Here is a 25,607-nt window from a genome sequence, read left to right as displayed (position 1 = left end):
ATGTCTCCTGTTCGTTCTACGGGACGAAACCGGACTGCGGCAACGCTCGATGCCTTGAGCTCAATGACCGGTCGTGGACTGCATTGATGCTGCGTGGAAAACCGGCGCGGCCTCGCCCGCGAGAGACACGTTGATGCAGGCTGGCAGGCCGCTGGCGGCGGCCTGGCGCAAGACGGTGGCCAGGCCTGCGGCGTCGTGCGCCGCAAACCCCGCGCCGCCCAGCGCCGAGACGACATCGTGGTAGCGAGCCGCCGGAGAAAGCTCGCACCCGATCAGCCGCTGCGGGCCGTAGGTGCGCATTTGAATCAGGTGCTCGGCGTTCCAGCGCAAGTCGTTGCCGATCACCGCCATGATCGCCGCGCCTTCGCGCACCGCCGTGTCCAGCTCCATCAGATGGAACCCGGCGGTGCCGTCGCCCATCATGACGACCACCGTGGCGCCTGGCCGTGCGATCTTTGCGGCGATCGCATAACAGACCCCTGCGCCGATCGCCCCGGACATGCCGTTGATGATGCGGACCGGCGCCTGGCAGAACGCCTGCGCCCATTGGCCGAACTCGCCGCCGTCGCAGATCAGGATCGGATCGGGCGCGGACGCCAGGAACGCCTGCACGGTCTCGCACAGCGCGCGCGGATCCAATGCGCCCTGCGCCGGTGCGGACGGCGTCTTCACCGTCCGGCTTTGCAGCGCTTCATCGACCTGGGCGCGCCACAAAAGGCGTTCGGCCGACGGTTGCGCCACCGCCACCGCCGCCAGTGCCGCCGACGGGTCGGCCTGCAATGCCAGGACCAGACGCGCGCCAAGCAGCCGGCCCGCGCGTTCCAGCATCGCGGGGTCCGGGTCGATGACCGCGACGCGGGCCTCTTGCCCCAAGGCGCCGGTGCTGCCGAATCCCAGCGTGAAGTCCAGGCACTTTCCCGCCAGAACGATCAGGTCGGCGCTTGGGATGATGCCGGCCAAGGCCCCCAGCGACGGATCTTTCAGCCCGCGGGGGCTTTCCATCGGGATGATGCGCAGCCCCAGCGCGGCTTCGGCTGCCGCGCGCGCGGAACGTCCTTGCGGCCGCGCGCTCGACGGCCCGGCCAGCACCAGCGGACGCCGGGCCGAATGCAACAGATCAGCCAGTTGGTTCACGCTGACAGCATCCAGCGCGGCGACCGGCTGAACGGCGGGCGCGTCGGGAAGGTCCGCCATGCCCGATTCGGCGGTCAGCAGGTCAAAGGGCAACGCCAGGTGGACGGGGCCGCGACGCGGCGCAAGCGCCTGCGAGATCGCCGCTTCGAGCGCAGGGCAAAGCTCTGCCGCGGACCGCGGGCGGACCGACAGTTTGGTCAGCGGACGGGTGATGGAGACCTGGTCCAGTTCCTGGAACGCGCCAGAGCCGTCTTCCGACACCGAGGAGTCGCCCGAGATGAGCAGCACCGGGCTTTCCGCCTGCGAGGCCGAATAAAGCGGCGCGAGTCCGTTGGTCAGGCCCGGCGCGGCGGTGATCAATGCCACGCCGAGTTCGCCGGTGATCTGCGACCACGCATCGGCCATGAAGACCGCGGCCGCTTCGTGCCGGACGTGGATGATGCGGATGCCTGCGTCGATACAGGCATCGTATAGCGGCATGATCTGGTTGCCGGACAGGCTGAAAATGGTATTGACGCCCCGCCGACGCAGCGAGCGAATGATCAACTCAGAACCAAGCACGTTTGTCTCCCCCCGAGGTTGCGCTTGGCTGTGCCTTGCAACCTTTTATTGATCCGACATGTTTCTTTGACCCATTTGCGGCTCAGTGTATCGGGTAACGGCGGCGTTTAGGTTGATGTTTTTTGAACCAAGGATCACGCCCGCCGACGCGTGGCGGCCTGCCCTCACACGCTGAAAGCGGATCCCTCTATACAGATCGGCGCGCCTGGTGTTTCATACCGTCTTGGCGATCCATGACATTGCGCGGCCGTCGCGCGGCCCTCTTCGAAGGCGACACCATGGCAAAACGACACCTTGGCGCGGCAGTTGGCCTCATGACCTGGATGATGACGATGACCCCCAGTTTTGCCGGTTCCATTGGTTACCTGGGGCCCGCGGGCTCCTGGACCCATCAGGCGTGCCTGGACCTGTTCGGGCCCAAAGCGCTTGTCCCGCTCACGCGAGATGAACTCTTTTCCGGCTACGCATCGGGCAAGCTGACCCAGGCGTGCGTCCCCGTGACGACGTCGGTCGTTGGCGTCACGCCCTATCTGGACGCGGTGCTGGATCTGCCCAATGCCGTGGTGGTCGGCGAATACCCCAAGATGCTGGGCTACAGCCTGCTGGCGCGTCCCGGCGCGAAGCTGCAAGACATCAAGGAAGTGTTCGCCCACCCGGTGGCATTCGAGGAAGTGAAACCCTGGCTGGACCGGGAAATGCCCACTGTGAAGCGAACCGAGGCCGCAAGTGGCGGCGCCGCAGCCAAGACCGTCGCCGAAAGCGCCACCCTCGACAAGGCCTCGTTCGGTCCGAAGGTGGGCGCCAGCGTGTATTCGCTGAGCGCGCTGGTCGATGGGATCGAGGAAGGACCGCACAATGTGACGCGCTGGTGGGTGCTGGGCCGCGACCTTCCCGCGCCCACGGGACATGACAAGACCTCGCTGGTGCTCTCGACCGCGGACGACAACCTGAATGATGCACTGCGCGCCCTCGTGCAGGCCAACGTTGCCGTGCTGACGATCTATGAGCGTCCCAGCAAAAAGACCCTGGACACGCATCGGTATCTCGTCGAGGTCGCGGGCCATGCCGCGCAGGAACCCCTGGCCGGGCTTTTGAAGGCGCATCCCGAGTTCCGGTTGCTGGGCTCCTACCCGCGCAAGTGAGCGGCGGTTGATTCCCCGTGCGGTGTTGCGCGCGCGCCGCGCACCCGCCACCCGAAAACTCTAATTAATAGTATTTCTTATTCGCATTCGGTAGACTGCTGGGCATCTTGCAATCTCCCGACTCCCTATCCCTCCCCGCAGTCGAGCAGCTTTATCGCCATCACCATGGATGGCTGCAAGGCTGGCTCCATCGCAAGCTGGGCGACAGCGGCGACGCGGCCGATCTGGCGCAGGACACGTTCGTTCGGCTGATGGCCGCGCGCCGTCCGCCCGTGCTGCGCGAAGAGCCGCGCGCGCTGATCACGCATATTGCCAAGGGGCTGCTGGTTGACCATTGGCGCCGCCGCGCCGTGCAACAGGCCTACCTGGACGCCATCGCGCACCTGCCGGAGCCGCAGGTGCCGTCTCCGGAAACAGGACTCATGATCGTGCAGACGCTGGTGGCGATCGACGCCATGCTGCAGCGCCTGCCCGCCGCCACGCGCGACATGTTCCTGCTGGCGCAACTGGACGGTCTGACGCTGCAAGAGATCTCCGAGCAGACCGGCAAGCCCGTGATCACGGTGCGGCGCCATCTGCGCAAGGCCCTGATGGCCTGCATGACGGCCGCCGCATGAGCGCGCCGGACGATCTATTGCTGGAGGAAGCGGCCGACTGGGTCATCCGGCTGCGCTACGAGACCTCCGACGCGGCCACGCGGCGGGCATTCGAGCGGTGGCTGGCCCAAGGCGAGGCCCACGCGCAGGCCTGGGCCCGCGCCGAGCAAGTGCTGGGCGTGTTCGAAGGCGTACCCTCCTCCATCGGCCATCGCGTGCTGCGCGCCACCCGCAAGCGCCAGGGCCGCCGAACCGTGCTGCGCGCGGCGCTGGGGCTGGGCGTGCTCGCCCCGGCCGGCTGGATGGCGTGGCGCGAGGCGCCCGCCTGGCGCGCCGACCTGCGCACCGCGGCGGGCGAGCAACTGACACGTCTGCTCGACGATGGCACGCAACTGGTGTTGAACAGCGGCAGCGCCGTCGACCTGCGCTACGGCGCCGGCGAACGCCGTCTGATCCTGGTGGCCGGGGAAGTGCTGGTGACGACCGGCCAGGAATCGCAGGCCGCGTACCGGCCCTTCGTGGTGCAAACCCCGCAAGGCGAGGTAGAGGCGCTGGGCACGCGATTCTCGGTGCGTCTGACCCACGACCGCACCGAGGTCATGGTGTTCGAGCACGCAGTGCTGGCGCGCCCCGCCAGCGGCACGCCCCTGCGCATCGACGCCGGGCAACGCAGCAGCTTCACGCTTGGCCAGACCGGCGCGCTGGCGCCGGTGGACGACAGCGCGGCGCTCTGGGCGCAAGGGATGCTGGTCGTGCGCGACCAGCGCCTGGCCGACGTGGTGGCCGAACTGGCGCGCCATCGCCCGGGCTTTCTGCGCTGCGCGCCCGAGGTCGCCGACCTGCGGGTCTCCGGCGCGCTATCGCTTCGAGATACCGACGCAGCCCTGCAGGCGCTGGCCGAACGCCTGCCCATCGCCGTGCAACGGGTCACCCGCTACTGGGTATCGGTCGGTCCCGCCGGCGCTTGAGCCGCCGCGCGGAAAAATATTTTGCGTCGAGGTGATCACTTTTTCGATGTCGTGCGGAGTAGGAAGTAAGACCGCATCAAGGGGATGCGGGCGCTTCTTGCTTGACGATGTAAGGATGAAAGAGTGATGGCACGTGTACGCGCAGCGCGGGACAGAGGATCCCGCAAGGCAATGATCTGGACGGCGCTCTGGTGCGCGGCCGCGGCAAGCGCGGCGGCGGGCGCGCAATCGGCAGCCCCGGCTGGCACGGCGCCGTCCTCGCAGATGCGCTCCGTCGCGATTGGCGCGGGCCCGCTCGACAACGTGCTGGCGCGTTACGCCGCCGCAGCTGGCGTGCAGATCGTCTACGACCCCACCTGGCTCGCTGGCCGCCAAAGCCCCGGCATTTCGGGCGAGATGACCGTGCAGCAAGGCTTCGACCGTCTGCTCGCGGGCACCGGCTACCGCGCCCAGCCCAGCGCGGCCGGCACTTACTCCCTGCAGGCCGTCCAGCAAGGCGCGGTCACCCAACTGGCGCCCGTCACCGTGACCGGAACGGCAGAACGCGCCACCAGCGAAGGCACGAACTCGTACACCAGCAATGCGGTCACGCTGGGCAAGGGCGTGCAAACGCTCAAGGAGATCCCGCAGTCCGTGTCGGTCGTGACGCGCCAGCGGCTTGACGACCAGAACCTGAACAGCCTGTCTGACGCAATGCGCAACGTGACGGGCATCACGGTCGAAACGCTCTCCAGCGGCGGCAACATGTCCGGCTTCATATCGCGCGGCTACACGCTCGACTCGATCCAGGTCGATGGCATGCGCGCCCCCGCCGGGGCAGGCAACCTGTCGGCGGGTTTCGACCTCGCCATCTACGACCGCATTGAAGTGCTGCGCGGCCCATCCGGCCTTTACCAGGGCACGGGCGAACCGGGCGGCAGCGTGAACCTGGTGCGCAAGCGTCCGCTGCAGGAATTCGCATTCGGCGCGCAAGCCAGTGTGGGGTCGTGGGACTACTACCGGGCCGTGGCCGACCTGAGCACGCCATTCGATAGCGAAGGCAAGGTCCGCGGGCGCTTCATCGCGGCCTACGAGGATCGCGGCTCCTTCGTGGACCGGGTGAGTTCCGAGCGGCCCACGCTGTACGGAATCATCGAGGCCGATCTAACGCCAAGCACCACGCTGGCGGCCGGCCTCACGCATCAGCGCTCCCGCATCAAGCCCGCGTTCGGCCTGCCCGCCTACGCCGATGGCTCGCTGCTCGACGTGCGCCGTGGCACCAATCTCAGCGCGGAATGGAACCGCATCGAAGAAGAGACCACCGAGATCTTTGCCGACCTCTCACATCGCCTGGACGGCGGCGGCGCCGTGAACGCAAGCGTGTTCCATCGCGACACCGACACCCCCACCCGCCTGACCACCTGGCCCAACCGCGCCGTCGATCCGCTTACCGGCGACACCAACCTCATCGCCTGGTCGTACCGCAACCACTGGAAAACCACGGGCGCGGACGCGCACGTGAATCTGCCCTTTGAAGCCTTCGGCCGCGAACACAGCCTGCTCATGGGCGCCGACTACAGCTACACGCGCAAGCAGTTCAACTACGGCGGCGGCACGATCTTCCCGACCAACGTGTACGACCCGATCATCGACATGCCGCTGCCGGAGATGGAACAGGTCAACGGCAACGACGGGCGCACCCGCGAATTCGGCCTGTACACGCGCGCGAACATCCAGGCAACCGACAACTTGAAGGTCATCGCGGGCGCGCGCCTGTCCTGGTGGAAGAACGACGCGCGCAACGATAACCAGTACTTCGGCGACTTCAGCCAGACAACGACCCGCATCTCCGCGCGCACGTCGCCCTACGCCGGGCTGGTGTACGAGCTGACGCCGCAGCTGTCCGCCTACGCAAGCTACACCAGCATCTTCCAGCCCCAAACCGAGATCGATGCGCAAGGCAACACGCTGTCGCCACGCGTGGGCCGCCAGATCGAAACCGGCCTGAAGGGCGCGTTCATGGACGGCGCGCTCAACGCGCATGCCGCGCTGTTCCAGATCGTGGACCGCAACCGCGCGATGAGCGACCTGAACAATCCCATGTACTCCGTCGCCGCGGGCAAGGTCCGCAGCCAGGGCTTCGAAACCGAAGTCAGCGGCTTGCTGCTGCCGAACTGGGACATCGTGGCCGGCTACGCCTACACGCAGACCAAGTACCTGGAAGCGGTCCAAGCCCAGCAGGGACTGTCGTACAGCACCATCACCCCGCGCCACGCCATCAATCTCTGGACCCGTTACCGCTTCACGCAGCCGGCCCTGGAAGGTTTCAGCGTGGGCACTGGCGTGCGCTGGAACAGCGGCAACTATCTGCAAAGCGGCAACGTGCGTTGGGAACAGGGCAGCTACGCGCTCGTCTCGGCACAGATCGGCTACCGCTACAACCGGCACCTGGAAGGCACGCTCACCGTCGATAACCTGTTCGACCGCAAGTACTACGAAAAGCTGGGCGGCGCCTCCCGGCAAAACTACTATGGGCAACCGCGCAGCGTGATGCTGACCCTGCGCTATCAGTATTGATTCAGCGCGCTTCCTTCAGCAGCGTCCGGACTTCCTCCCGCCGGCCCTCGTCAGCCACTTCGCGGCCGGGACGGGCCGGCGCTTTCAGCGCCTTTTCCAGGTACGGAATCGCCTCGGACTTGCGGTTCCGGTACACCAAATAATCCGCGTAGAAGTAGTTCGGATCGATCCCGTCCGGGTTGATGGTCAACGCCTGCTGCAGCAAGGCCTCGGCGCGCTTGTTGTCGCCGAATCCCACTGGCCAGCCGGGCACCTTGTAATACAGCACGCCCAGGCTGTTCAGTGCGGACCCGTCCAGCGCCTTGCTGTCGATCTGGATGGCGGTTTCGTACTCGGCCTTGGCCTGTTTCGCCAGGCTAAGCGCCCCCATGCCGCCCTTGGCGCCGGCCCACGAGCTCAGGATGATGCCTTCCCAGATATGCGGTTCGGCTTTGTTGGCGTAACGCTGCGTCAGGTCGTGGGCCTGCTTGGACAGCGCCTCGAAGCGCTTGGCGCGATCGTTGGGCGGGGTCTTGTATTGAATGTCCGCCCAGCCGTTTTGCAGCTCGCGGATACCCTGGTCCATGTCGGCGGGCGCCGCGAGGGTAAAGGTGGAAAACAAGCACGCCACACCCGCCAGCAAGCCGGCGGCCGCATTGCGCAGGCCGATATTCTGATTCATGACTAGGCTCCAGTAGGAAATTTCAACGACATCAAGGCGCGGCGATGCTTCGCAAACGCGCCGTCCAACCATTCAGGGCAAAGACCATTCAACCGTGCCGCGACGGATTCGATTCCGCCCGCGAAGCGTTGGCGCGATTCGCTTTGCAGCATGCGCGATACCGCCTCTGCGATTTCTTCCGGGCTATCGCTGGCCGAATCGGTTTCTTTGTTGAACGCCAGCACTTCGGGCGAGTTGAACGGCGTGTCGATGGCCCGGGGCGCGTAGTACTGCACCCGGACGGACGAGTCGGCCAGTTCGCGGCGCAAGGTTTCGGAGTACATCCGAAGCGCGGCCTTGCTTGCCGCATAGGCCGAGAACCCCGGCACGCCCAGACTGCCCAGCGTCGATCCGATGTTCAGCACCTGGGCGCGCGGCTGCGCCAGCAACAGCGGCAGCATGCCGGCGGTCAGCATCATGGGCGCGACGACATTCGTGTCCATGAGCTGGCGCAGCGCTTCGGTCTGCAGGGACTGCGCCGGCCCGAACGCGGCCAGCGCCGCATTGTTGATGAGCACGTTGGCATTGCGGGCGCCGGCGGCATCGATGACCGCGTTGCGGCCGGCATCGGTGGTCACGTCCACCACCAGCGCGTCCACACGCGACCGGTCGCGCGCCCCGGCGCTCAGCGACTGCGCCAGCGCCAGCAAGGGCGCTTCGCTGCGGCCGACCAGCAGCAGGCTCGCGCCTTCGTCGAAGAGCCGGCGCGCAATCGCGCTTCCGAGGCCGCCCGCGGCGCCCGTCAACACGACGGAGGCATCGCGCGGGCTCATGCGCCTTGTCCTTGCGAAGACGAGCGCGGCAGGGAACGGAAGATCGCCCCATAAAGCCCGTAGAACATGTTGGCGGCATGGATCACGGCGGCGCGGTCGGCGTCGTCGTCCAGGCGGTTGACCAGATCGGCGAAATGCGCGGTGTGCTCCTGGTCCAGCGTGCCGTGGGACCGCAGATAGCTGAAGGCGCTTGGCGGCAGCGCCAGCGCGCGCTGGATCTGATCGGCGGCGTTCAAGGCCAGCGTGACGCTGGTGCCCTCCAGCACGTGCACCATGCCGAAGAATCCCACCGGATTCTTGCGCGCGATGGTGTCGTAGGCGTACGCCACCATGATTTCGGTGGCCGGCCCGGGTCCGGCACGGCGAACCTCGTCCGCATCGTGTCCCAGCGCACGCAGGTCATTGAGGATCCAGTCATCGTGGCCGGTCTCCTCCTCGATGTATTCATCGATCGCGGGCAGCATCCATGCCAGGCGTGCCGGCATGCGCGCGCGGCACGCGTGCATCAACGGCACGGTGTGGCTGACGTGGTGATAGGCCTCGCGCAGAAACGCCGCATAGGCGGGCCGCGCGACCTGGCCGCGCAGGCAATCCTGGATGATGGGCGTGGCCACCAGGGACTCCCGGGCCTCGCGCGTCTGATCAAGCAACTGTTCGAAAAAGGTCATGATGGGTCTACATCGATAGTTGAGCGGTAACCCGCGGAAAAGAGATCGGCATGCAATTGGGCAACGGCCTGCCGGCGCGGACGCCCATTCACCGTCGCCAGGCCGCTGGTGGCAGAGAACTCGGCCCGCGCGCGCATCCAGGACCCGATCCGGGCATAGTCCGGCAGCCCCTGGTTGACCTGGTCGACGCACGCTTGAATGGCGCTATCGCTGGGATTGCCCAGCGGCCAGATCACGGCGCCCAGCGCTGCCTGGCCTTCGCCCAACACGACGCAGTGGGCGATGACGGGCTGGTTCGCCAGGCGCAGCTCGACCCATTCGGGCGACACATTGCGTCCGTATCCGGTAATCAGCACATTCTTCTTTCGACCGCGGATATGCAGGAATCCGGCATCGTCGATGCGGCCCAGGTCGCCTGTCGGCAGCCATGTCGAAGGCATCGCGGGCTGCCCCAGATAGCCTAGCGCCAGCGCGCCGGCCACCTCGACTTCACCGTCGGCAGCGACGCGCACGCGCGCATGTGGCAAGGGGCGGCCCGCCGATCCGGGACAGTCCGCGCCGGGCAGGTTCAGGGTCTGCACCGAGCAGGCCTCCGACAGCCCGTAGCCTTCATAGGCGGGTATCCCCAGCGAGCGGGCGTATTCCAGCAGGTCGCTTCCCACTGCCGCCCCGCCCACCGCAACGAAACGCAGCGTGCCGGGGCCTGCGAGGCCCGCCGCCCGCAGCCAGCCCGCATAAGCGCGCAACATCTGCGGCAGCACGATGACGCTTTGCGCGCGGCCCGCCACGAGCGCCTGGTGAAACACAGCCGGATCGAAGCGCGACGATCCCTGAAGCCCGATGTCCTGCAAGGGGTTGACGCAGATCGCCGCGCCCTCGATCAGGGGCGCGTAAACGCCCGCGATGTTCTCCAGCAGCACGGGCAGGGGCAGCGCCGTGAAATGGCGCGCAATGCCTAGCGGCTGCGTGGCGGCCGCAAGCCCCCCCGCCACCGCTAGCATCTGGTCCGCGCCCAGGCACACGCCTTTCGGGCTGCCGGTCGACCCGGACGTAAAAGTGATCTTCGCCGTGCCGGCGGGCAACGGCACCTTGGCGAAAGCGCGCCGGAACAGCGCCGAGTGGCCCTGCGCTTGCGCGGAGATCTCGAACCCGAAGGCCTGCAGCATGGGCTGCAGTGACGCAGGCCCGACGACGGCGTTCACGCCAGCAGCATCCAGGGTCTCGCGCCACTGGCCCGGCGTGAAGAACAGCGGCAGAGGCACGTGCACCACGCCCGCTTGAAGACAGGCCAGGTCCAGCACGATCCACTCAAGACCGTTGTCCATCAGCGAGGCCACCACCGTCGCCCCGCGCGCCGCAAGGGCGTCGGCAAGCGAGTCCACGCGGGCGAGCAGCGCCGCGTAGTCCAATCCCTCTGACTGGGTCTGGACCGCAACGGCACGCGCGCGGGCAGGTTCCCTCAACAGCGAGAAAAAGTGGGACACGTTCATACGTCCAGCTCCGGAAGGCGGCCAAGAATGGCATTGAGCCGCCCCGCGAACACCGTCGGCGCATGCGCGTAGTAATTGCCCCAGTCCTTGCGCTCGGCTTCGTTCAGGTGGTCCGAGGTGGCAGCCGAGATCGGCTGATGCGCCAGCCCCATCCGCTGGAACAGATGGTGCAGTTCGATGGTGAGCGTGCTGACCGCCCAATCAAAGCCCTCGGCGTGCAGATGCCGTGCCAGAAGCGGCACCAGCAACCTGCCGCCGCCGGGACGCACGGCGGCGAACTGCCCGGCTTCAACGATGAGGCTGCGTGCGACGGGCGCACCTTGATCGCGCACGTATTGCTCGATGGGCGCGGACAGGTAGCGCTCCAGAAAAAGCGGATCGCTCGCGCTGCGATAGCCCGCCGCCGCCAGGATCTCGCCGTCGCGCTGCACGCTGACCAGCGTGGGCAGCCACTCGGTCAGCCGGGCGCCGAAGCGCTGTTGATAACGTTGGTGAATGTAGGACTCGATCCGCGCGCGCATCGGATCCTCGAGGGGATGGATGTGCAGCGTGGCGGGCATGGCCCGAGGCCGCGCGGCCATCGCCGTCCAGGCGGACGGGGCGAAACATTTGTTGTGGGGCATGCGGTATTCCATGCTTAGGAACTGATTTTCCCGATACGATGGAGCGCAGCTTAGGCATGGAACCTTAATGAGAAATTAACCACCCGGGCGGTGGTAATCTCAGTCCTGCACGGCGAGAAGACGATAAATGAGAATTCTCATCATTGAAGACGACCCGCTCATTGGCGATGGTCTTAAATCCGGCTTACGGCTTCTGGGCTATGCCGTCGACTGGTTCTCCAGCAGCCGCGAAGGCGATCAGGCGATCAGCGTCGTGCATTACGACGCCGTGGTCCTCGATCTGGGCCTGCCCGGCGAGGACGGCGTATCCCTGCTGGGCCGCTGGCGTCGCGAAGGGCGCACCGTGCCGGTTGTCATCCTGACGGCGCGCGAAGCGGTCTCAAGCCGCATCGCGGGCCTGGATGCCGGCGCGGACGATTACCTCATCAAGCCCATCACCCTGGATGAACTGGCGGCGCGGTTGCGCGCGGTGACGCGGCGCGTGGCCGGCAAGCCCGAGCCCGTCTGGCGTCATGGCGATCTCGACTACCACCCCGCCCTGCATGAAGTGCACTGGAAGGGCCAGAAGGTGGACCTCACGACGCGCGAAGCGCTGCTGCTGGAACTGTTCCTGACGCATCCGAATCGCGTGCTGACACGCGACTTCATCCGCGACAAGCTCTACGACTGGGAAGCCGAACTCGAAAGCAATGCGCTGGAGGTTTTCGTGCATCATCTGCGCAAGAAGATCCACCCGAAGATCGTGCGCACCGTGCGGGGGTCGGGCTACGCGCTGGGCCAGGTGGAAGCCGACTCATGACGTTGCAACGACGCCTGATCATTGCCGTGCTGCTGGCGGCGCCAGTCGCGTGGCTCATCACCATCGCCGGCACGTACTGGCGCGCCGCCCACGAGATCAACGAGCTCTACGACACCGACATGGTGCGCCTGGCGCAGCAGACCATCGCCATATCCGCGCTGATCCCGCCTTCCGCCCAGACGCAGCCGGCGCGCGCCCAGTTGCCGGCGTCGGACAGCGCCGGCGATGCGGGCCTGGGCGATCTGTCGGTGGCCATATGGCGCGGATCGCAAGCCCCGTTGGTGCTCGACCCCGAAGCCCTGCAGTTTCCTCGCAACGAGGACCGCGAAGGGTTTGCGGAAAGCATCGTCAACGGCGAACGCTGGCGCCTCTTTTACCTGGACGATCCCTCGGGCCAGACGCGGGTCGGCGTGGGACAGCGCATCGGCGAACGCGACGACCTCGTGATCGCCTACGTGGCCGGGCAGATCCTGCCGTGGCTGTTGGGCCTGCCGGTGCTGATCGCACTGCTGATCTACGCGGTGCGCCAGGCGATGTCCCCTGTGCGCAGGCTGTCGTCCGACCTGGAACGGCGCAGCCCGGACGACGCCAAGCCCTTGCCGCTGTCCGGCGTGCCGGGCGAGCTCACGCCGCTGGTGACGTCCATGAATGGCCTGCTTGCGCGGATCGGTACGCTGATCGAACAAGAGCGCCGGCTGACCGCGGATGCGGCGCACGAGCTGCGCACGCCGCTGGCTGCCGTGCGGGCGCAGTGGGATGTCATGCGGCGCACGCAAGACCCGCAGGCCCTGCAACAGGCGCAGACCAGCGTGACGCGCGGGATGGAGCGGCTGGACCGGCTGGTCTCGCAGCTGCTGACGATGGCGCGATTGGACAATGCCAATCACACGGACTTCGGCGGCGCTGTCGACTGGGGCAGCGTGGCCGAGCAGGCCGTCAGCGACTGCCTCTGGATCGCCAACCGGCGGGACGTGGACATCGCGGTCGAATGGCCCGAGCCGGGCGTGCTGCCGCTGCCCATGGCCGGCGATGCCGACGCGCTGGTCATCATGCTGAAAAACATCCTGGACAACGCCATCCGGTACGGCCCGCGCCATGGCCGGGTGCGTCTGGCTTTCTCGCCCTCGCAAATATCGGTCGACGACCAGGGGTCGGGCGTTGCGCCCGAGGTGCTGCCGCGGCTGGGCGACCGCTTCCTTCGCGCCGCCGGCAACGAGGAAGCCGGCAGCGGCCTGGGCGTCTCCATCGCGCGCCGCATCGCCCATGCGCACGGCATGCGCATCGCATTCGCCATGCGAGATGCGCAAAGCGACTTCGGCCCGGGCCTGCGGGTGACGATACGCCGCGGCGCGTAGATGGCAAGCCCGCGCGAAGGCACTAGAATCTGCGCTTCACGTTTCCCTTCAGGCCGGCCCGGACGGCGGCCGCTGGTCTGACCATGGCCTCCACGCCCGCACCGCCACCGCCAACGACAGGCACGCAGCTTTCGCTGCGCGAAGCCCTGCAACAGGCCCACGCACACTGGAACGCCGGACAGGCGGCCCAGGCAGAGGTCCTCTGCCGCCGCATTCTGGCCGCATCGCCAGGACAGGCCGATGCCTCCCACCTGCTGGGCCTGATCGCGCACGCGCACGGCCAGCCCGCGCTGGCGCTCGACCTGATGCGGCACGCTTGCCGGACCGACGCCGCGCCCGCGGTCTACTTCGGCAACCTGGCCGAAATCTGCCGGCAGCAAGGCCTGCTCGCCGAAGGCGAGGCCGCCGCGCGCCATGCCACGCAACGAGAGCCCGGGCTGGTCATGGCGTGGAACAACCTGGGAATCATCCTGCAGGAATCCGGGCGCCACGCCGACAGCGTCGAATGTCTTGAACGGGTGGCGCAACTTCAGCCGAACAGCCCGGAAGCCCTCAACAACCTCGGCAACGCGTACACGGGCGTCAATCGCCTGGACGAAGCGCGCCAGCATTACGTCCGGGCGCTCGCATTGCGCGGCGACTACGCCGAGGCGCACAGCAACCTCGCTTTCGTGCTGCGCGAACTGGGCGATCACGAGGCCGCGGCAAACGCCGGGCAGCGCGCCATCGAATGCAACCCGCGCCTGGCGAACGCGTACATCAATCTGGCGGAAATCGAAGCGGCGCGGTCGCGGCCCGCACAAGCGCTGCAATGGACCGAAGCGCTGCTGGCCTTCGCGCCCAGCCACCCGCAGGCGCTTGAACTGCGCACGCGCTTACGGACGGCATGCGGCTCGCAGGCTGCAACAGCCGAAGCGCAAGACTCGGAAGACTTGGCACGCCGCGTCCGCGATCTGCTGACTGAGCGGCAGAACGCCGAAGCCGAGCGGCTACTGCGCGAGAACATGGACCCGCGCGGCGCTCCCGCCGTACTTTGGCGCCTTCTCGGTCTGGCAGTGAAATTTCAAGGGCGCGTTCAGGAAGCCGCTGACATTCAGGCCATGCTCGCCACCGCCATGCCCGGCAACCTGTCCGCCCGATTTGACCTGGCCGAAACGCGCTTGCTGCAAGGGGATTTCGAGCGCGGCTGGACGGAATACCGTTGGCGCTACAGCCTTTCCCATACCGCGGCGATGGACCGCAAGGTGCAGCGGCCGCGCTGGGACGGCAGCCGCATCGCGGGTCAGACGCTGCTCATTCATGACGAGCAGGGGTACGGCGACACGCTGCAATTCATGCGCCTGATCGACGCGGCCCGTGCCCGCAGCGGCGCGCGCGTCGTGCTGGAAGTCCATCCCGACCTGCTGTCCTTCGCCCGGCGCCTCGTCGGCCCGGACGCCTTCCCGCGCGGACAGATCCCCCCGCCGTTCGACCAGCACTGCGAACTGATGTCCCTGCCCATGGCGATCGGCCTGCGCATGGCCGACCTGCCGGGCCAGGTCGGCTACCTGTCGGCCGATGCGGCACGCGTCGAGAAATGGCGCAAGCGGCTGACCGGCTTGCCACGGCCATGGGTGGCGCTGGCCTGGGCAGGCAGGCCCACGCATTCGAACGACGCCAACCGGTCTCTTGCCTTGGCGGACATGGCGCCCCTGGCCGTACCCGGCATCACGTACCTGGCCATCCAGAAAGGCCCTGCCGCAGCCCAGGCCGCCACGGCCCCGCCCGGCATGAACATCGTGCCGCTGGATGCCGAGATCGCCGACTTCGAGGACACCGCCGCGATCCTGTCCCTGGCCGACCTGCTCGTCTCGGTCGACTCCTCGCCCGTGCATCTGGCCGGCGCATTGAATCGGCCCGCCTGGGTGCTGCTGCCTTTCCTGCCCGACTGGCGCTGGCTGTTGCAGCGGTCCGACTCCCCCTGGTATCCGTCGCTGCAATTGTTTCGCCAGCCCGCGCCGGGCGATTGGAAGCCGGTCATGCACGACGTGGGCCAGGCGCTGGAAAGCCGGTTTCACCGCGGCCAGGCCTGAACATGCGGGCGCAACCGGCGCCCAAGCCGGCACGCCCCCAGTGTCAACCGGAAAAAGGCATGAATTTCGGCATTATTGCGGCCTTTGAGACCGCGCCATCGCCAGTAATGTGCCGGGTGAGATAGTACGCCCCAGCAAAAGGCCGCCTGTCTGCCCTCATACCCTGGCACCGGCCGCGCGGATAGTCCATAGCTCCAACGGTTGCCGCACATTCCAACCGACATCGCCCCAGGCGGGAGCTTGCCTTGAAGCTGAAACACCGAAAAAAACGTACCCCCTCTTTTCCCGTGGCATCCGCGCGAGCCGGCTCGAGGCCGGCGCTTGCCCGGTCGACGCAGATTCTGTCGGGTGTTTCCCTCGTGGCCGCCAGCCTGCTTCCCGGCATGGTCCATGCCGCGGCGTGCCTCACAATTGCGAACAACACGACGCTCTTCGGCTCCACCGACTGCATCGAATGGACGGGCGGTAACTTTTTGGTCACCGGGACCGGCACGCTCTCCGGCGCCGACATCGGTCTGCACGCCTCCGGCACCATTTCCGGCCGCACGCTGACGAACCTCGGCACCATCGTGGGCACACTGGCGGGCCTGCAGAACGACGGCGTTCTGGCTCAGGTGCAAAACAATAGCCTGATCTGGTCCAACGGAACGGGCGTCACTGTGGCCGGCATCCTGAATACGGGGTCCGGAAGCATCACCAACGTAGTCAATAACGCGGGCGGCTCCATCGCCGGCGCACGCGCCGGGATCTTCAATGAGGGCAGCATCGCCACGATCAGCAATGCCGGGATGATCAGCAGCAACAGTTCCTTCGGCGGCACGATTGCAGCCATCTGGAACGACGGCGGAACGATCACCAACCTGACCAACACCGGCACCTTGCAAAGCGCCAAGATCGGCAGTTTTCTCACGGGGTTCGGTGTGGTCACCGAAAATGGCGCCATCGAAACGCTGCAAAACGAGGGGACCATCGTCGGCCAGCTAGGCATCCTGGCTCAGGACAACGCCCGGTTAGGCACGCTCACGAATTCCGGGACCCTCTCTGGCGACATCGCAGGCATCTTCATGGATGCCAGCACAGCCGGCACCATCACCAACACGGGCCTGATCGTGGGCGCGCCCAGCAGCGCCATGGGCGGGTCGTTCGATGCCGGCATCTACCTGTCCCGCGCCAGCAGCGTAAGCCTGCTCGCCAATAGCGGCACCATCACCGGCCGGAATGCGGCGATCCAGCTCGATAGCAACAGCTATATCAGCACGATCACGAACAGCGGCCTCATCGCGGGCGACCTGACCTCCGCCAGCGTCATCCCCCTTTCCATCGCAGGCGGCAGCGGCAACGTCTTCGGCACCCTTACCGGCGCGAGCGGCGGCCTGGGCGTGGCCGATAAAGGCCTCATCAAGGTGACGGGCGCAAACCTGGTGTTTTCGGGCGGAAACCTGCTGCTGAACAACGACATCGCTGCGGTGGGCCGTTCCGTCCTCAACTATGGCGCGACCCTTCAGATCAACAACCCCATCACCGTCACGGGCAACTATTCGCAGACCGGCGGCGGACTGGCCTTCAATGTCGTCGACACCAGCAGCTATGGCTACCTGGACGTGAACGGCTCGGCGTCCATCAGCAGCGCGGCGATCAGCCTGGGCGGCACGGGGTTGGCCAATGGCCAGTCCTACACGGTCGTGCGCGCGACCGGGTCCGGCACTTATGCCAACAACACGGCCTTCGTGTCCACCAACAACGGCCTGCTCGCCCAACTGAGCGACGTGAACGGCGCGCTGACCGTGACCATCGCGCCCGACGCCCAGACCCACTACTGGGACGGCGCCAACACCGTGGCCGACGGCACGATTGCCGGTGGCTCCGGCACCTGGACGGCCAACGGCAAGAACTGGACCTCGACCGACGGCACCGCCAACGGCAAGCTCGATCAGACCGACGTGCGGCCCGTGTTTGGCGGCGCGGCGGGCACCGTGACGGTCGACGCCAGCCACGGCGCAATCGCCGTGAACGGCATGCAGTTCTCCACCGATGGCTACCGCGTCACCGGCGACGCCATCGGGCTGGCGGCAGCCACCTCGGCCATCGAGGTCGATGCCAACGCCACCGCCATCATCGATTCCACGCTGAACGGCAGCGGCGCGCTGGCCAAGACCGGCAGCGGCATGCTGATCCTGAACGGCGTGAACACCTACTCGGGCGGCACCTCGGTGTCCGCGGGCACGCTTGAGATCGGCGATGCCGCGCATCCCACCGCCAGCATCCTGGGCGACGTGGCCGTCGGCAGCGACGGCACGCTGCGCGGGCACGGCTCCATCGGCGGCAATGTGACCAACGACGGTATCGTGCGTCCGGGCGGCTCCATCGGCACGCTGACGATCCTGGGCAATTACACGCAGTCCCCGACCGGCACGCTGTTCGTCGACGTCAGCCCCACCGCTGCTTCGCAACTGAAGGTGAGCGGCACCGCCACCCTGGCCGGCACCCTGAACGTGCTGTACGGCCCGGGCACCTACAGCGCGACGTCCTTCCGCATCGTCGACGCGGCCAGCGTCACCGGCCGTTTCGCGTCCGTGACCAGCAACGCGCCGGCCGAACTGGCGCAAAGCGTGCAGAACCTGGCCGACGGCAGCACCCTCACGCTGGCCGCCAGCGGCACGGATAACGGCGGCGGCACGGATACTGGCGGCGGTACGGATACCGGCGGCGGCACGGACACCGGCGGCGGCACCGACACCGGCGGCGGCACGGACACTGGCGGCGGGACTGTCGTCATTGCCCCCACCAACGCCACGATCTTCGGCGCGGTCGCCTCGGCCGCCATCCGCGAAGGCCAGCGCGTGAACGACACGCTGCTCGCGCGCCTGGGTCAGGATTGCGCGGACGCCGCGACGCCCGCCAATTGCGCGCGCCCCGGCCGCCAGGCCTGGGCCCAGATCGTCTCCAACAGCGTCAACGTGCGCGGCAACGACGACGCGCCCAGCTACAAGGATCGCCATTACGGCTTTCTGGCCGGCCTGGATCAGCAGGTCGGCGCCTGGACGCTGGGTGTCGCAGGCGGCTATAGCCACGTCGATGTGACCGAAGACGAGGCAAGCGGCAAGATCGACACCTTGCGCATCGCCGGCTATGGCAGCCGCCGCGTGGGGGCCGTGACCCTCGCCGCGACGGTCGGCGCCGCCTACGACTTCCTCAAGACGAGCCGGTCCTTCCCCGGCCCGGGCAAGGCCCGCGGCGACTCCGACGCACAGGAGATCACGGCAGGCCTGCAAGCCAGCCTGCCGCTGGCCGCCGGCCCGCTCACGATCACGCCGCGTCTCGGGCTGCGCTATCTGTACCTGCACACCGAACGCTTCAGCGAATCCGGTTCGACCAGCCAGAATCTGGATGTGGGCGCCCAGGACTTCAACAGCCTGCAACCGTATGCGCAGCTCGTCGTGGGTCTGCCGTTCAGCATGAAGTCGGACAAGCCCGCCGTCGTCGAGGCCCGCGTCGGCTACGCCTACGAAACCCTGGACAGCAACCGCGCATTCCACGCCACGGCGACCGACGGCACCGGCTTCACGCTGCCCGGCGTGTCGCCCTCGCGCGGCATGTTCTCTGCCGGCATGGGTCTGACGATGCCCGTCAGCAAGGCCATGGATCTGACGGCCAGCTACGACCGGCTGTTCGACACGGGCAACGTGTCGGGACAGACGTTCCAGCTGCAGGCGACGTACCGGTTCTAAAGCGCGGTAAATAAAAATAGGCCCACGCCATGGCGTGGGCCTATTTTTTTTGGAACAACGTGCGCCAATTCGCGTTCTGCCCGGAGGTTTCCAGCGTCAGAACGCACCCGACGTTGGCGCAGGCCTCAGAACGGCACCATGACCTTCAACGTGCCGCTGTGGCTGCGCACATTCTCGGAAAACTGGCCGTCGTACTGCAGCCGGAAGTCGACCCCCGCGGCGCGCATGACGTGCAGCCCCGCCCCCACCTTGCCCACCACATCGTCGATGGGCAGCGACGTATCGAACGATCCCGTGCCGGCGGGCGCCCCGCGCAGGCGTGAAGTGGTCGTCCAATCGTCCTTGGACAGGAACGACACGCCGGCGTACACGAACGGCCGCAGCATCGCGCCATTGGACAGCTTGGCGCGTCCGCCGAACTCGATCATGGGCGACAGGCCCAGGATGAACTGGTCGCTGCCGTCCACCGACAAGGCCAGCGGGTTCGCGCCCGATTCCTTGTAGCCCGGCATGCGGGTATAGCTGGCGTCGAAGTCCAGGTACGGCTTCACGTACACGCTCTCGAAGGCGAAGGTGCGGGCGGCGCGCAAACGTGCATTAAAGCCATAGACGTCGGGGCGGCTGGTCAAGGTGTCCTGGTATCCCGCGATGTCGATGTTGCGGTCCATGCGATAACCGCCATAGCCGCCGCCGACCGCGGCAGAGAACACCCACGGCCCTTCCTGGCGCTTGACGACCATGCCGGCGTAGCCGCTGTCGCCATCGCCGCGCACGCTGCCGTCGTTGGCGCGCACCTTGCTGCTTTCGTAGGCCACCGAGCCGCCGACGAACCAGCCCGGACTGACTTCGCGCTGCCCGCCAATCTGGTAGGTCACCGTGTCGTAGTCAAAGCCAGCCGTGCCTTTGCTGCCGTCCTGGCTGGTCGCGCGGCCCGTGACCTGGCCCCAGTAGCAGTTCTGCTCGCCCGAGAAGGCATCGACTCCGGTGAACGTGGGGCAGGACATCATCGCGCCCGTGAAATGCCCCAGGTTTGCGGCCGATTGCGCCGCCGGCGCGCTCGTCACGCCCGGCGACAGGCTGGACACGCGGTCGCGATACGTGCCCGCCCCCTGGCGCGAAGCCTGATCCAGCTGCCCGAAAAGCGGTGCCAGGGCGGAATTGCCGCCTGCATCCCAGATACGCTGGAGCTGATCGGCGACCTGACGCTGGTTGGCCTTCAGTTGCATCGACGGCGCATTGAAGTCGGCGCCCGCCACGCGGATGCGCGTGGACTGGCCGACCTGGCGCGTGGCGTAATCGAAGACCGGACTGTCGACGGCGCCCACGCTGCCTTGCGAATCGCCCTGCACCGTCAGGACCGTCAGCTCGCGGTTCGGCATCAGCGTCGCGGCCAGCACGTCGACATTGCCATTCAGGTCGCCATTGCCTTGCACCACCATCTGCGAGGCGCGCATCTGGTCGAAGTCCACGTCGGCGCGCAGGACGCCGCTGGCGGACTGCCTGAAATTGCCGCTGACGGTCAGGGTCTGGAACTGGCCCGGCGAGCCGATCACGACCAGCCCCGAGTTGATGACGTTGGCCTGATACGCAGTGGCCGCGTTGGCCACGCCGCCCGACTGCACGTAGTAGTTGCAGGCATTGGTGGAATCGCCGTTGCCGCAATAGACGTTGCCGGAGATGGTGCCGTAGTCGTTGATGGTGAGGAAAGACCCCGCCGCCGTGGTCGAATCGCCGTTGAACGTCAACGCCGTGCTGGACAGCGCGCTGAGCGAACCGCCTGCGTTGACGTTGACCACGTTGTCCCGGCCGCTCAGTATCCACACGCCTTTGCCGGAGTTGGAGCCGCCCGACACGCTGCCGTTGATGTTGACCGTGACGCCCTGCTCGCTTTGTCCGCCCTGGCTTTGCGCCATGATGCCCGTCGCATCCGAACCCGTCACACTGAGCGTCCCGCTCTGGTTCACGGTGACGCTGCCGGCATTGCCCGTGGCGCTGCTGACCGACCCGGCAAAGCCGGCCTGCGGCCCGCCAGCCAGCCCGCCGCCGCCGCCGATCGACTGCGCGATGATGCCGTAGGCGTTGGCGCCCGCGGTCGACAGATTGCCGTCAAAGGAAACCGTCACATTGCCGGCGGTGCCCGAACTGAACGCGGTCGGCAGGAATCCGGCCGCGTTGGTGGTGATCAGCTTGGTCGTGTCGCCCAGGATGCCCCCGCCGTCCGCGATGGACTGCGCCACGATCCCGTGCGCGCCCGCGCCATGCGTGGCCAGCGTGGAGCGCAGATCCACGTTCACGGCGCTGGCATTGGCGTTCCCGCCGCCCAGCACCGTCGTGCCGACGCCGGTCGCCGTGCCGGACGTCACGATGCCGCCGCCCCCGCCGATCGATTGCGCGATGACGCCAATGGCCCGATCGCCATGGGTGTTCAGATTGAGGCCGGTGGACAGATTGACCGTGCCGCCCGCGCCGGCCACGCCCGCGCCGCCCGCATGCAGGTTGAATCGCTGGCTGCCAGGATTCGCGGCCGACGCCGTGCTGCCTGCCATCGCAATGCCGCCGCCCCCGCCGATGGACTGCGCCACCAGGCCGTAGGCGCTGTCGCCGGTGGTCTGGATGGCCGCGTAGCTGCCGCTCGTGACCGTGATGCTGCCGCCCGCGCCACCGCTGCCGCCGGTCGCGCCGGCCCGCAGCGAGCCGTTTGCCAGCGGCGATCCCGTGGCGCCCATGCCGCCGCCCCCGCCGATCGACTGCAAGACGATGCCCATCGCGCCATAGCCGGCCGTGTTGAAGCTGTTGGTGCCGTTGCCGTTCAGGAAGGCGACGATGCTGTTGCCCGCCCCGCCGCTTCCGCCCGAGCCGCCCACCGAAATCGACACGTTGGACGACGAAATGCTGGACGAGGCGGTCGATGCGCCGCCCGCGCCGCCGCCGCCGCCGATGGATTGCAGGACGGCTGCGTCCGCGTAATCCCCGTACGTGTTCGTGGACGCCCCGACGCTCGCGGCATTGGACGTCGTTCCGATCGGGCCGCCATTGCCGCCCGCGCCGCCATTGCCGCCCACCGAGATGTTGAACTGGTAGGTCGTGCCGGAGTCATCCAGCGCGTCGGAGGAATTGTTCTGGCTGCTGCCGCCGACCGCGCCGCCCAGCCCGCCCGAACCGCCGATGCTCTGCACCAGCAGCCCGTCGGCATCGGCGCCATAGGTGGTGACATTGCCATCGCTGTTCAGGTTGATGGCGCCGCCGTAGCCCCCGCCGGTGCCGCCGCGGCCAACCGACACGGTGCCCCTGACGTCGGTCGTGCTGTCTTCGCTTTCGCTGTTGACGGCCAGCCCGACCTGGCCGCCTTGCGACGCCCCGCCGCCGCCGCCGATGGACTGCACCAGCACGGCGCGCGCGCCATCGCCGTGCGTGATGATGGTGCTGGCCGGATCGACGGTCAGCGACGCCGTGCCGCCCTGTCCGCCCGATCCGCCGATCCCGCCCACGTTGGCCGTGATCGACACGTTGGCATCCACATTGGGGCTGCGTCCCGTGGCGGAACCCACGCCGCCCGCCCCGCCGCCGCCGCCAATGCTTTGCAGCACCAGCGCATTCGCGGAGTCTCCCCACGTGGTGATGGAACTGCCCGCCAGGCTGAGCGTGGCGTTGCCGCCGTAGCTGCCCGATCCGCCGCTGCCCCCCACCGACGACTGAACCGTGCCGCCGACGGAATCGCCGGTGCCGACCACCGTCGAGAGGGCCGATGCGCTGCCGCCCAGCCCGCCGCCGCCACCGATCGATTGCACCAGGACGCCTTGCGAATTGGGACCATACGTGGTCAGGATGGAATTGTTGATGGCCGACGACGCGGTGCCGCCCGCGCCGCCCGAGGCCCCGGACCCGCCCATGGCAAACGTGACCGCGACGCCAAAGGACGCGTCCTCGTCTGGCACCGCGATCGCCAGCGCCTTGGCGACGGACGCGCCACCCGCTCCGCCGCCGCCGCCAATGGATTGCACGACCACGCCGTGCGCATCGCCGTTCGTGGTGCCCGAGGAACCGGTCGTCAAGGTGGCGTTGGACACGTTGCCCGCAGCGCTGCCACCCGCGCCGCCGTTGCCGCCCGTGCCGCCCACCGCGACGGACATGGCAAAGCCGACGCCGGCGTCGTAGGAAGAGGCTGCCCCGCCGGTTCCCCCGCCGCCCCCAATGGACTGGGACACGATGCCGTACGCATGGTCGCCGCCCGTGGTCAAGGTGTAGCCGTTCATGCCGACAGTGGACGAGCCGCCGTTGCCACCGCCGCCCCCCTGCCCGCCAATCACGGCAACCCCGCTTGCCGCGCCGCCATCCCCGCCGCCGCCGCCGATGGACTGGCCCAGCATGCCGATGGCAGACGTCCCGCCCGTGGTCAGCGTGCCGGACTGGTTGATCGTGACCGTGCCGCCGGAGACCGCCGTGCCGCCCGCCCCGCCCAATGCAACGATGCCGCTGCTGACGCCCGCCGTGCCGCCGCCACCGCCGATGGCCTGCGCCGATATGCCGTGCGAGGACTGTCCGGTGGTCGTGATCGAGGACTGGCTGTTGATGGAAACCGAGCCGCTGGCCCCGCCAATCCCCGCATCCGCGCCGGCATTGCCGAACAGTTCGAAGTTGGACGTGGTCGTGCCGCCAATGCCGCCCATCGACTGGCCGAGGATGCCAATGGAATAGTTGTTGGAAGTCTGGATGGAACCGCCGGTGGTCGTCACCGTCACCGCGCCGCCGGCCCCGCCGCTGCCGGCGTTTTCGGGCGTGAAGTCGATGATGCCGCTGCTGGTCTCCACCCCCCCGCCCACGCCGCCCAGGCTGCTGGCCGAGATGCCGGTGGACTGCACGCCATTGGTGCGGATGGTGGCATTGCCGCTCAGGGTGACGTTCACCGTGCCGCCATTGCCGCCCGCCGCCCCGTTGCTGTCCTCGCGCCCCGCGCCGCCATTGCCGCCCTGCGTGATCACGTTGACGCCCGGCAGGTAGTCGCCCGAGGTCGTGACCGACGACCCGCTGTTCAGGGTGACCGTGGTGGTCGTATTGCCGTTGCCGCCGCCGTAGCCGCCGATTTCGCCGCTGGTGTTGGTGATCGTCTGCGGACCCATGCCGCCATTGCCGCCCAGCCCGATCACGACGATCCCGCCGGACACCTTCGACAGGCTCGCGGGCTGCACGGTCGAGGTGCTGGACACGGACACCTGACCCGAGTTCACCACCGTCATCGCGCCAAACTGGCCGCCGGTGCCGCCGTTGTCGCTGCCGTCCTCGGACGTCGTGCCGTTGCCGCCCTGGCTCAAGACATACAGGCCGCGCACGCTGCTCAAGGCTGTCCCGCTGACGTTCACCGTCACGGAGCCCGTATTGGTGATGATCGTCGGATTCGAGTAATTGACCGCGCCGCCACTGGAACCGCTGCCGTTGTCCAGCCCGCCACTGCCGCTGATGGATTCCGCGCCGATGCCCCATGCATAGCGCGATGTGGAACCCGTGACCGACACGGCCCCGGCATTCGAGATATTGACGATATTGCTTCCGCCGCCATTACCGCCGACCTGGTCGCCCGTCGCCGCGTTGTCCTGATTTCCGCCCGTCGCGCCGATGCTGGCGCCATAGAGGCCCACGCCGCCATAGGGCAGGTTCAAGACGCTGACGTTGCCGCTATTGGTGATGGTGACGGCAGAGCCATCGCCCCCCTGGCCCCCGTTGCCCCCGCCAATCACCGTCTCGTTGGCATTGGCGCCGATGCCCCCGACCGACACGCCGTAGATCCCGAACTGCGCGCCCGAATCCGCCCAGATGCCAGGACCGCTGCCTTGGGTGCTGGAGGTCGGCGCGTTCTGAACGGTGATCGTCCCGCCGTTGTTGTTGATCGTGATGGTGCCGCCGTTGCCGCCGTTCGTCGCATTGTTGCTGGTGTCGCTGGACCCCATGCCGCCGGTCAGGCGAACGAAAATGCCGCCCTGCGGGACGCTCGGCTGCAGCACGGCGCCGTTGTTGACCACCGTGTAGTTGCCGCCATAGCCGCCGATGTTGTCGCCGGTGCCGGCGCTGGCGGTGTTGACGACACTGACCTGTGCACCCGATCCGCCCTGGCTGGACGAAATGGTGCAGGTGGTGGAATTGGAAGGATTGGTGTCGACCGAAGGACAACTCAATGCCGCGACGGCGGGCTGCGCCATGACGAGCCCCACGGCGGTGACGGAGAGCATCTCGCGCCAGTCCGGGGGACGTGGCAGGGAACGACGAGGTTCCAGTGTCCCAACAGCAGTGCCCCTGGCTCGCAAAGGTCGCTTTGCGGACGGCTTTCCCATCGTCTTCCCCTCGGCGCGAACCGTAACAACGGGCCGCATAAGTCTTCTGATTTATTCTGCTCCGGACGTTTTTTACCAGTGGCGCTTGCCTTTGCACAGCGCTGTTGCACTTCAGTCCG

The 25,607-nt window shown here is 67.5% G+C and carries 15 protein-coding genes; 8 read left to right on the top strand and 7 right to left on the bottom strand.

What is annotated here, in order from left to right:
• Positions 1-60: 60 nt before the first annotated feature.
• Complete coding sequence (locus FBY20_RS16385; protein ID WP_142053430.1) at positions 61-1,695, bottom strand: thiamine pyrophosphate-binding protein; 1,635 nt, start codon at positions 1,693-1,695, stop codon at positions 61-63.
• A gap of 314 nt (positions 1,696-2,009) precedes the next feature.
• Here FBY20_RS16385 and FBY20_RS16380 point away from each other — a divergent pair, with 314 nt between their 5' ends.
• The 4 genes from FBY20_RS16380 (at position 2,010) to FBY20_RS16365 (ending at position 6,957) form a co-directional block, all read left to right on the top strand.
• Positions 2,010-2,837, top strand: a complete 828-nt coding sequence (locus FBY20_RS16380; RefSeq protein ID WP_255452529.1) for a prephenate dehydratase — start codon at positions 2,010-2,012, stop codon at positions 2,835-2,837.
• 107 nt (positions 2,838-2,944) lie between these two features.
• Entirely contained in the window at positions 2,945-3,454 is a 510-nt protein-coding gene (locus tag FBY20_RS16375; protein ID WP_062839808.1) for a sigma-70 family RNA polymerase sigma factor, read from the top strand.
• Entirely contained in the window at positions 3,451-4,401 is a 951-nt protein-coding gene (locus tag FBY20_RS16370; protein ID WP_142053426.1) for a FecR domain-containing protein, read from the top strand. Before FBY20_RS16375 ends, FBY20_RS16370 begins: the two co-directional genes overlap by 4 nt.
• Positions 4,402-4,572: 171 nt before the next feature.
• Positions 4,573-6,957, top strand: coding sequence for a TonB-dependent receptor (locus tag FBY20_RS16365; protein ID WP_142053424.1), 2,385 nt, complete (start codon positions 4,573-4,575; stop codon positions 6,955-6,957).
• 1 nt (position 6,958) lies between these two features.
• Here the strand turns inward: FBY20_RS16365 and FBY20_RS16360 are convergent, their stop codons facing one another.
• Genes FBY20_RS16360 through FBY20_RS16340 form a run of 5 tightly spaced genes read right to left on the bottom strand, consistent with a single transcriptional unit; the run spans position 6,959 to position 11,211 of the window.
• Positions 6,959-7,618, bottom strand: a complete 660-nt coding sequence (locus tag FBY20_RS16360) for a hypothetical protein (protein WP_142053422.1) — start codon at positions 7,616-7,618, stop codon at positions 6,959-6,961.
• 2 nt (positions 7,619-7,620) lie between these two features.
• Positions 7,621-8,430 carry an SDR family oxidoreductase gene (locus tag FBY20_RS16355; RefSeq protein ID WP_056325819.1) on the bottom strand — a complete coding sequence of 270 codons (810 nt, stop codon included), beginning with the start codon at positions 8,428-8,430 and terminating at the stop codon, positions 7,621-7,623.
• On the bottom strand, positions 8,427-9,098 hold the full coding sequence (locus FBY20_RS16350; protein WP_056325817.1) for a TenA family transcriptional regulator: 672 nt from the start codon (positions 9,096-9,098) through the stop codon (positions 8,427-8,429). Before FBY20_RS16350 ends, FBY20_RS16355 begins: the two co-directional genes overlap by 4 nt.
• Positions 9,095-10,588, bottom strand: coding sequence for an AMP-binding protein (locus tag FBY20_RS16345; RefSeq protein WP_142053420.1), 1,494 nt, complete (start codon positions 10,586-10,588; stop codon positions 9,095-9,097). Before FBY20_RS16345 ends, FBY20_RS16350 begins: the two co-directional genes overlap by 4 nt.
• Positions 10,585-11,211 (bottom strand): thermostable hemolysin, encoded by a 627-nt coding sequence (locus FBY20_RS16340; protein WP_174245420.1) that lies wholly within the window; start codon positions 11,209-11,211, stop codon positions 10,585-10,587. The genes FBY20_RS16345 and FBY20_RS16340 overlap by 4 nt, the downstream gene beginning before the upstream one ends.
• Positions 11,212-11,338: 127 nt before the next feature.
• Between FBY20_RS16340 and FBY20_RS16335 the strand changes: the two genes are divergently transcribed.
• The 4 genes from FBY20_RS16335 (at position 11,339) to FBY20_RS16320 (ending at position 19,165) form a co-directional block, all read left to right on the top strand.
• Positions 11,339-12,010, top strand: coding sequence for a response regulator (locus FBY20_RS16335; RefSeq protein WP_062839814.1), 672 nt, complete (start codon positions 11,339-11,341; stop codon positions 12,008-12,010).
• A complete protein-coding gene (locus tag FBY20_RS16330; protein WP_142053418.1) occupies positions 12,007-13,365 on the top strand; it encodes an ATP-binding protein in 1,359 nt (452 codons plus the stop codon). Before FBY20_RS16335 ends, FBY20_RS16330 begins: the two co-directional genes overlap by 4 nt.
• An 83-nt stretch (positions 13,366-13,448) precedes the next feature.
• Entirely contained in the window at positions 13,449-15,437 is a 1,989-nt protein-coding gene (locus FBY20_RS16325; RefSeq protein ID WP_142053417.1) for a tetratricopeptide repeat protein, read from the top strand.
• Positions 15,438-15,796: 359 nt separating this feature from the next.
• Positions 15,797-19,165, top strand: coding sequence for an autotransporter domain-containing protein (locus tag FBY20_RS16320; RefSeq protein ID WP_142053415.1), 3,369 nt, complete (start codon positions 15,797-15,799; stop codon positions 19,163-19,165).
• Positions 19,166-19,290: 125 nt separating this feature from the next.
• On the opposite strand, the gene FBY20_RS27715 is transcribed toward FBY20_RS16320, so the two are convergent.
• Complete coding sequence (locus FBY20_RS27715; RefSeq protein ID WP_160144416.1) at positions 19,291-25,386, bottom strand: autotransporter outer membrane beta-barrel domain-containing protein; 6,096 nt, start codon at positions 25,384-25,386, stop codon at positions 19,291-19,293.
• Positions 25,387-25,607: the final 221 nt, after the last annotated feature.

The sequence above is a fragment of the Achromobacter sp. SLBN-14 genome, from assembly GCF_006715415.1.
GTDB classification, from domain to species: Bacteria; Pseudomonadota; Gammaproteobacteria; order Burkholderiales; family Burkholderiaceae_B; genus Achromobacter; species Achromobacter mucicolens.
This window is presented reverse-complemented; position numbering and strand designations above follow the sequence as displayed.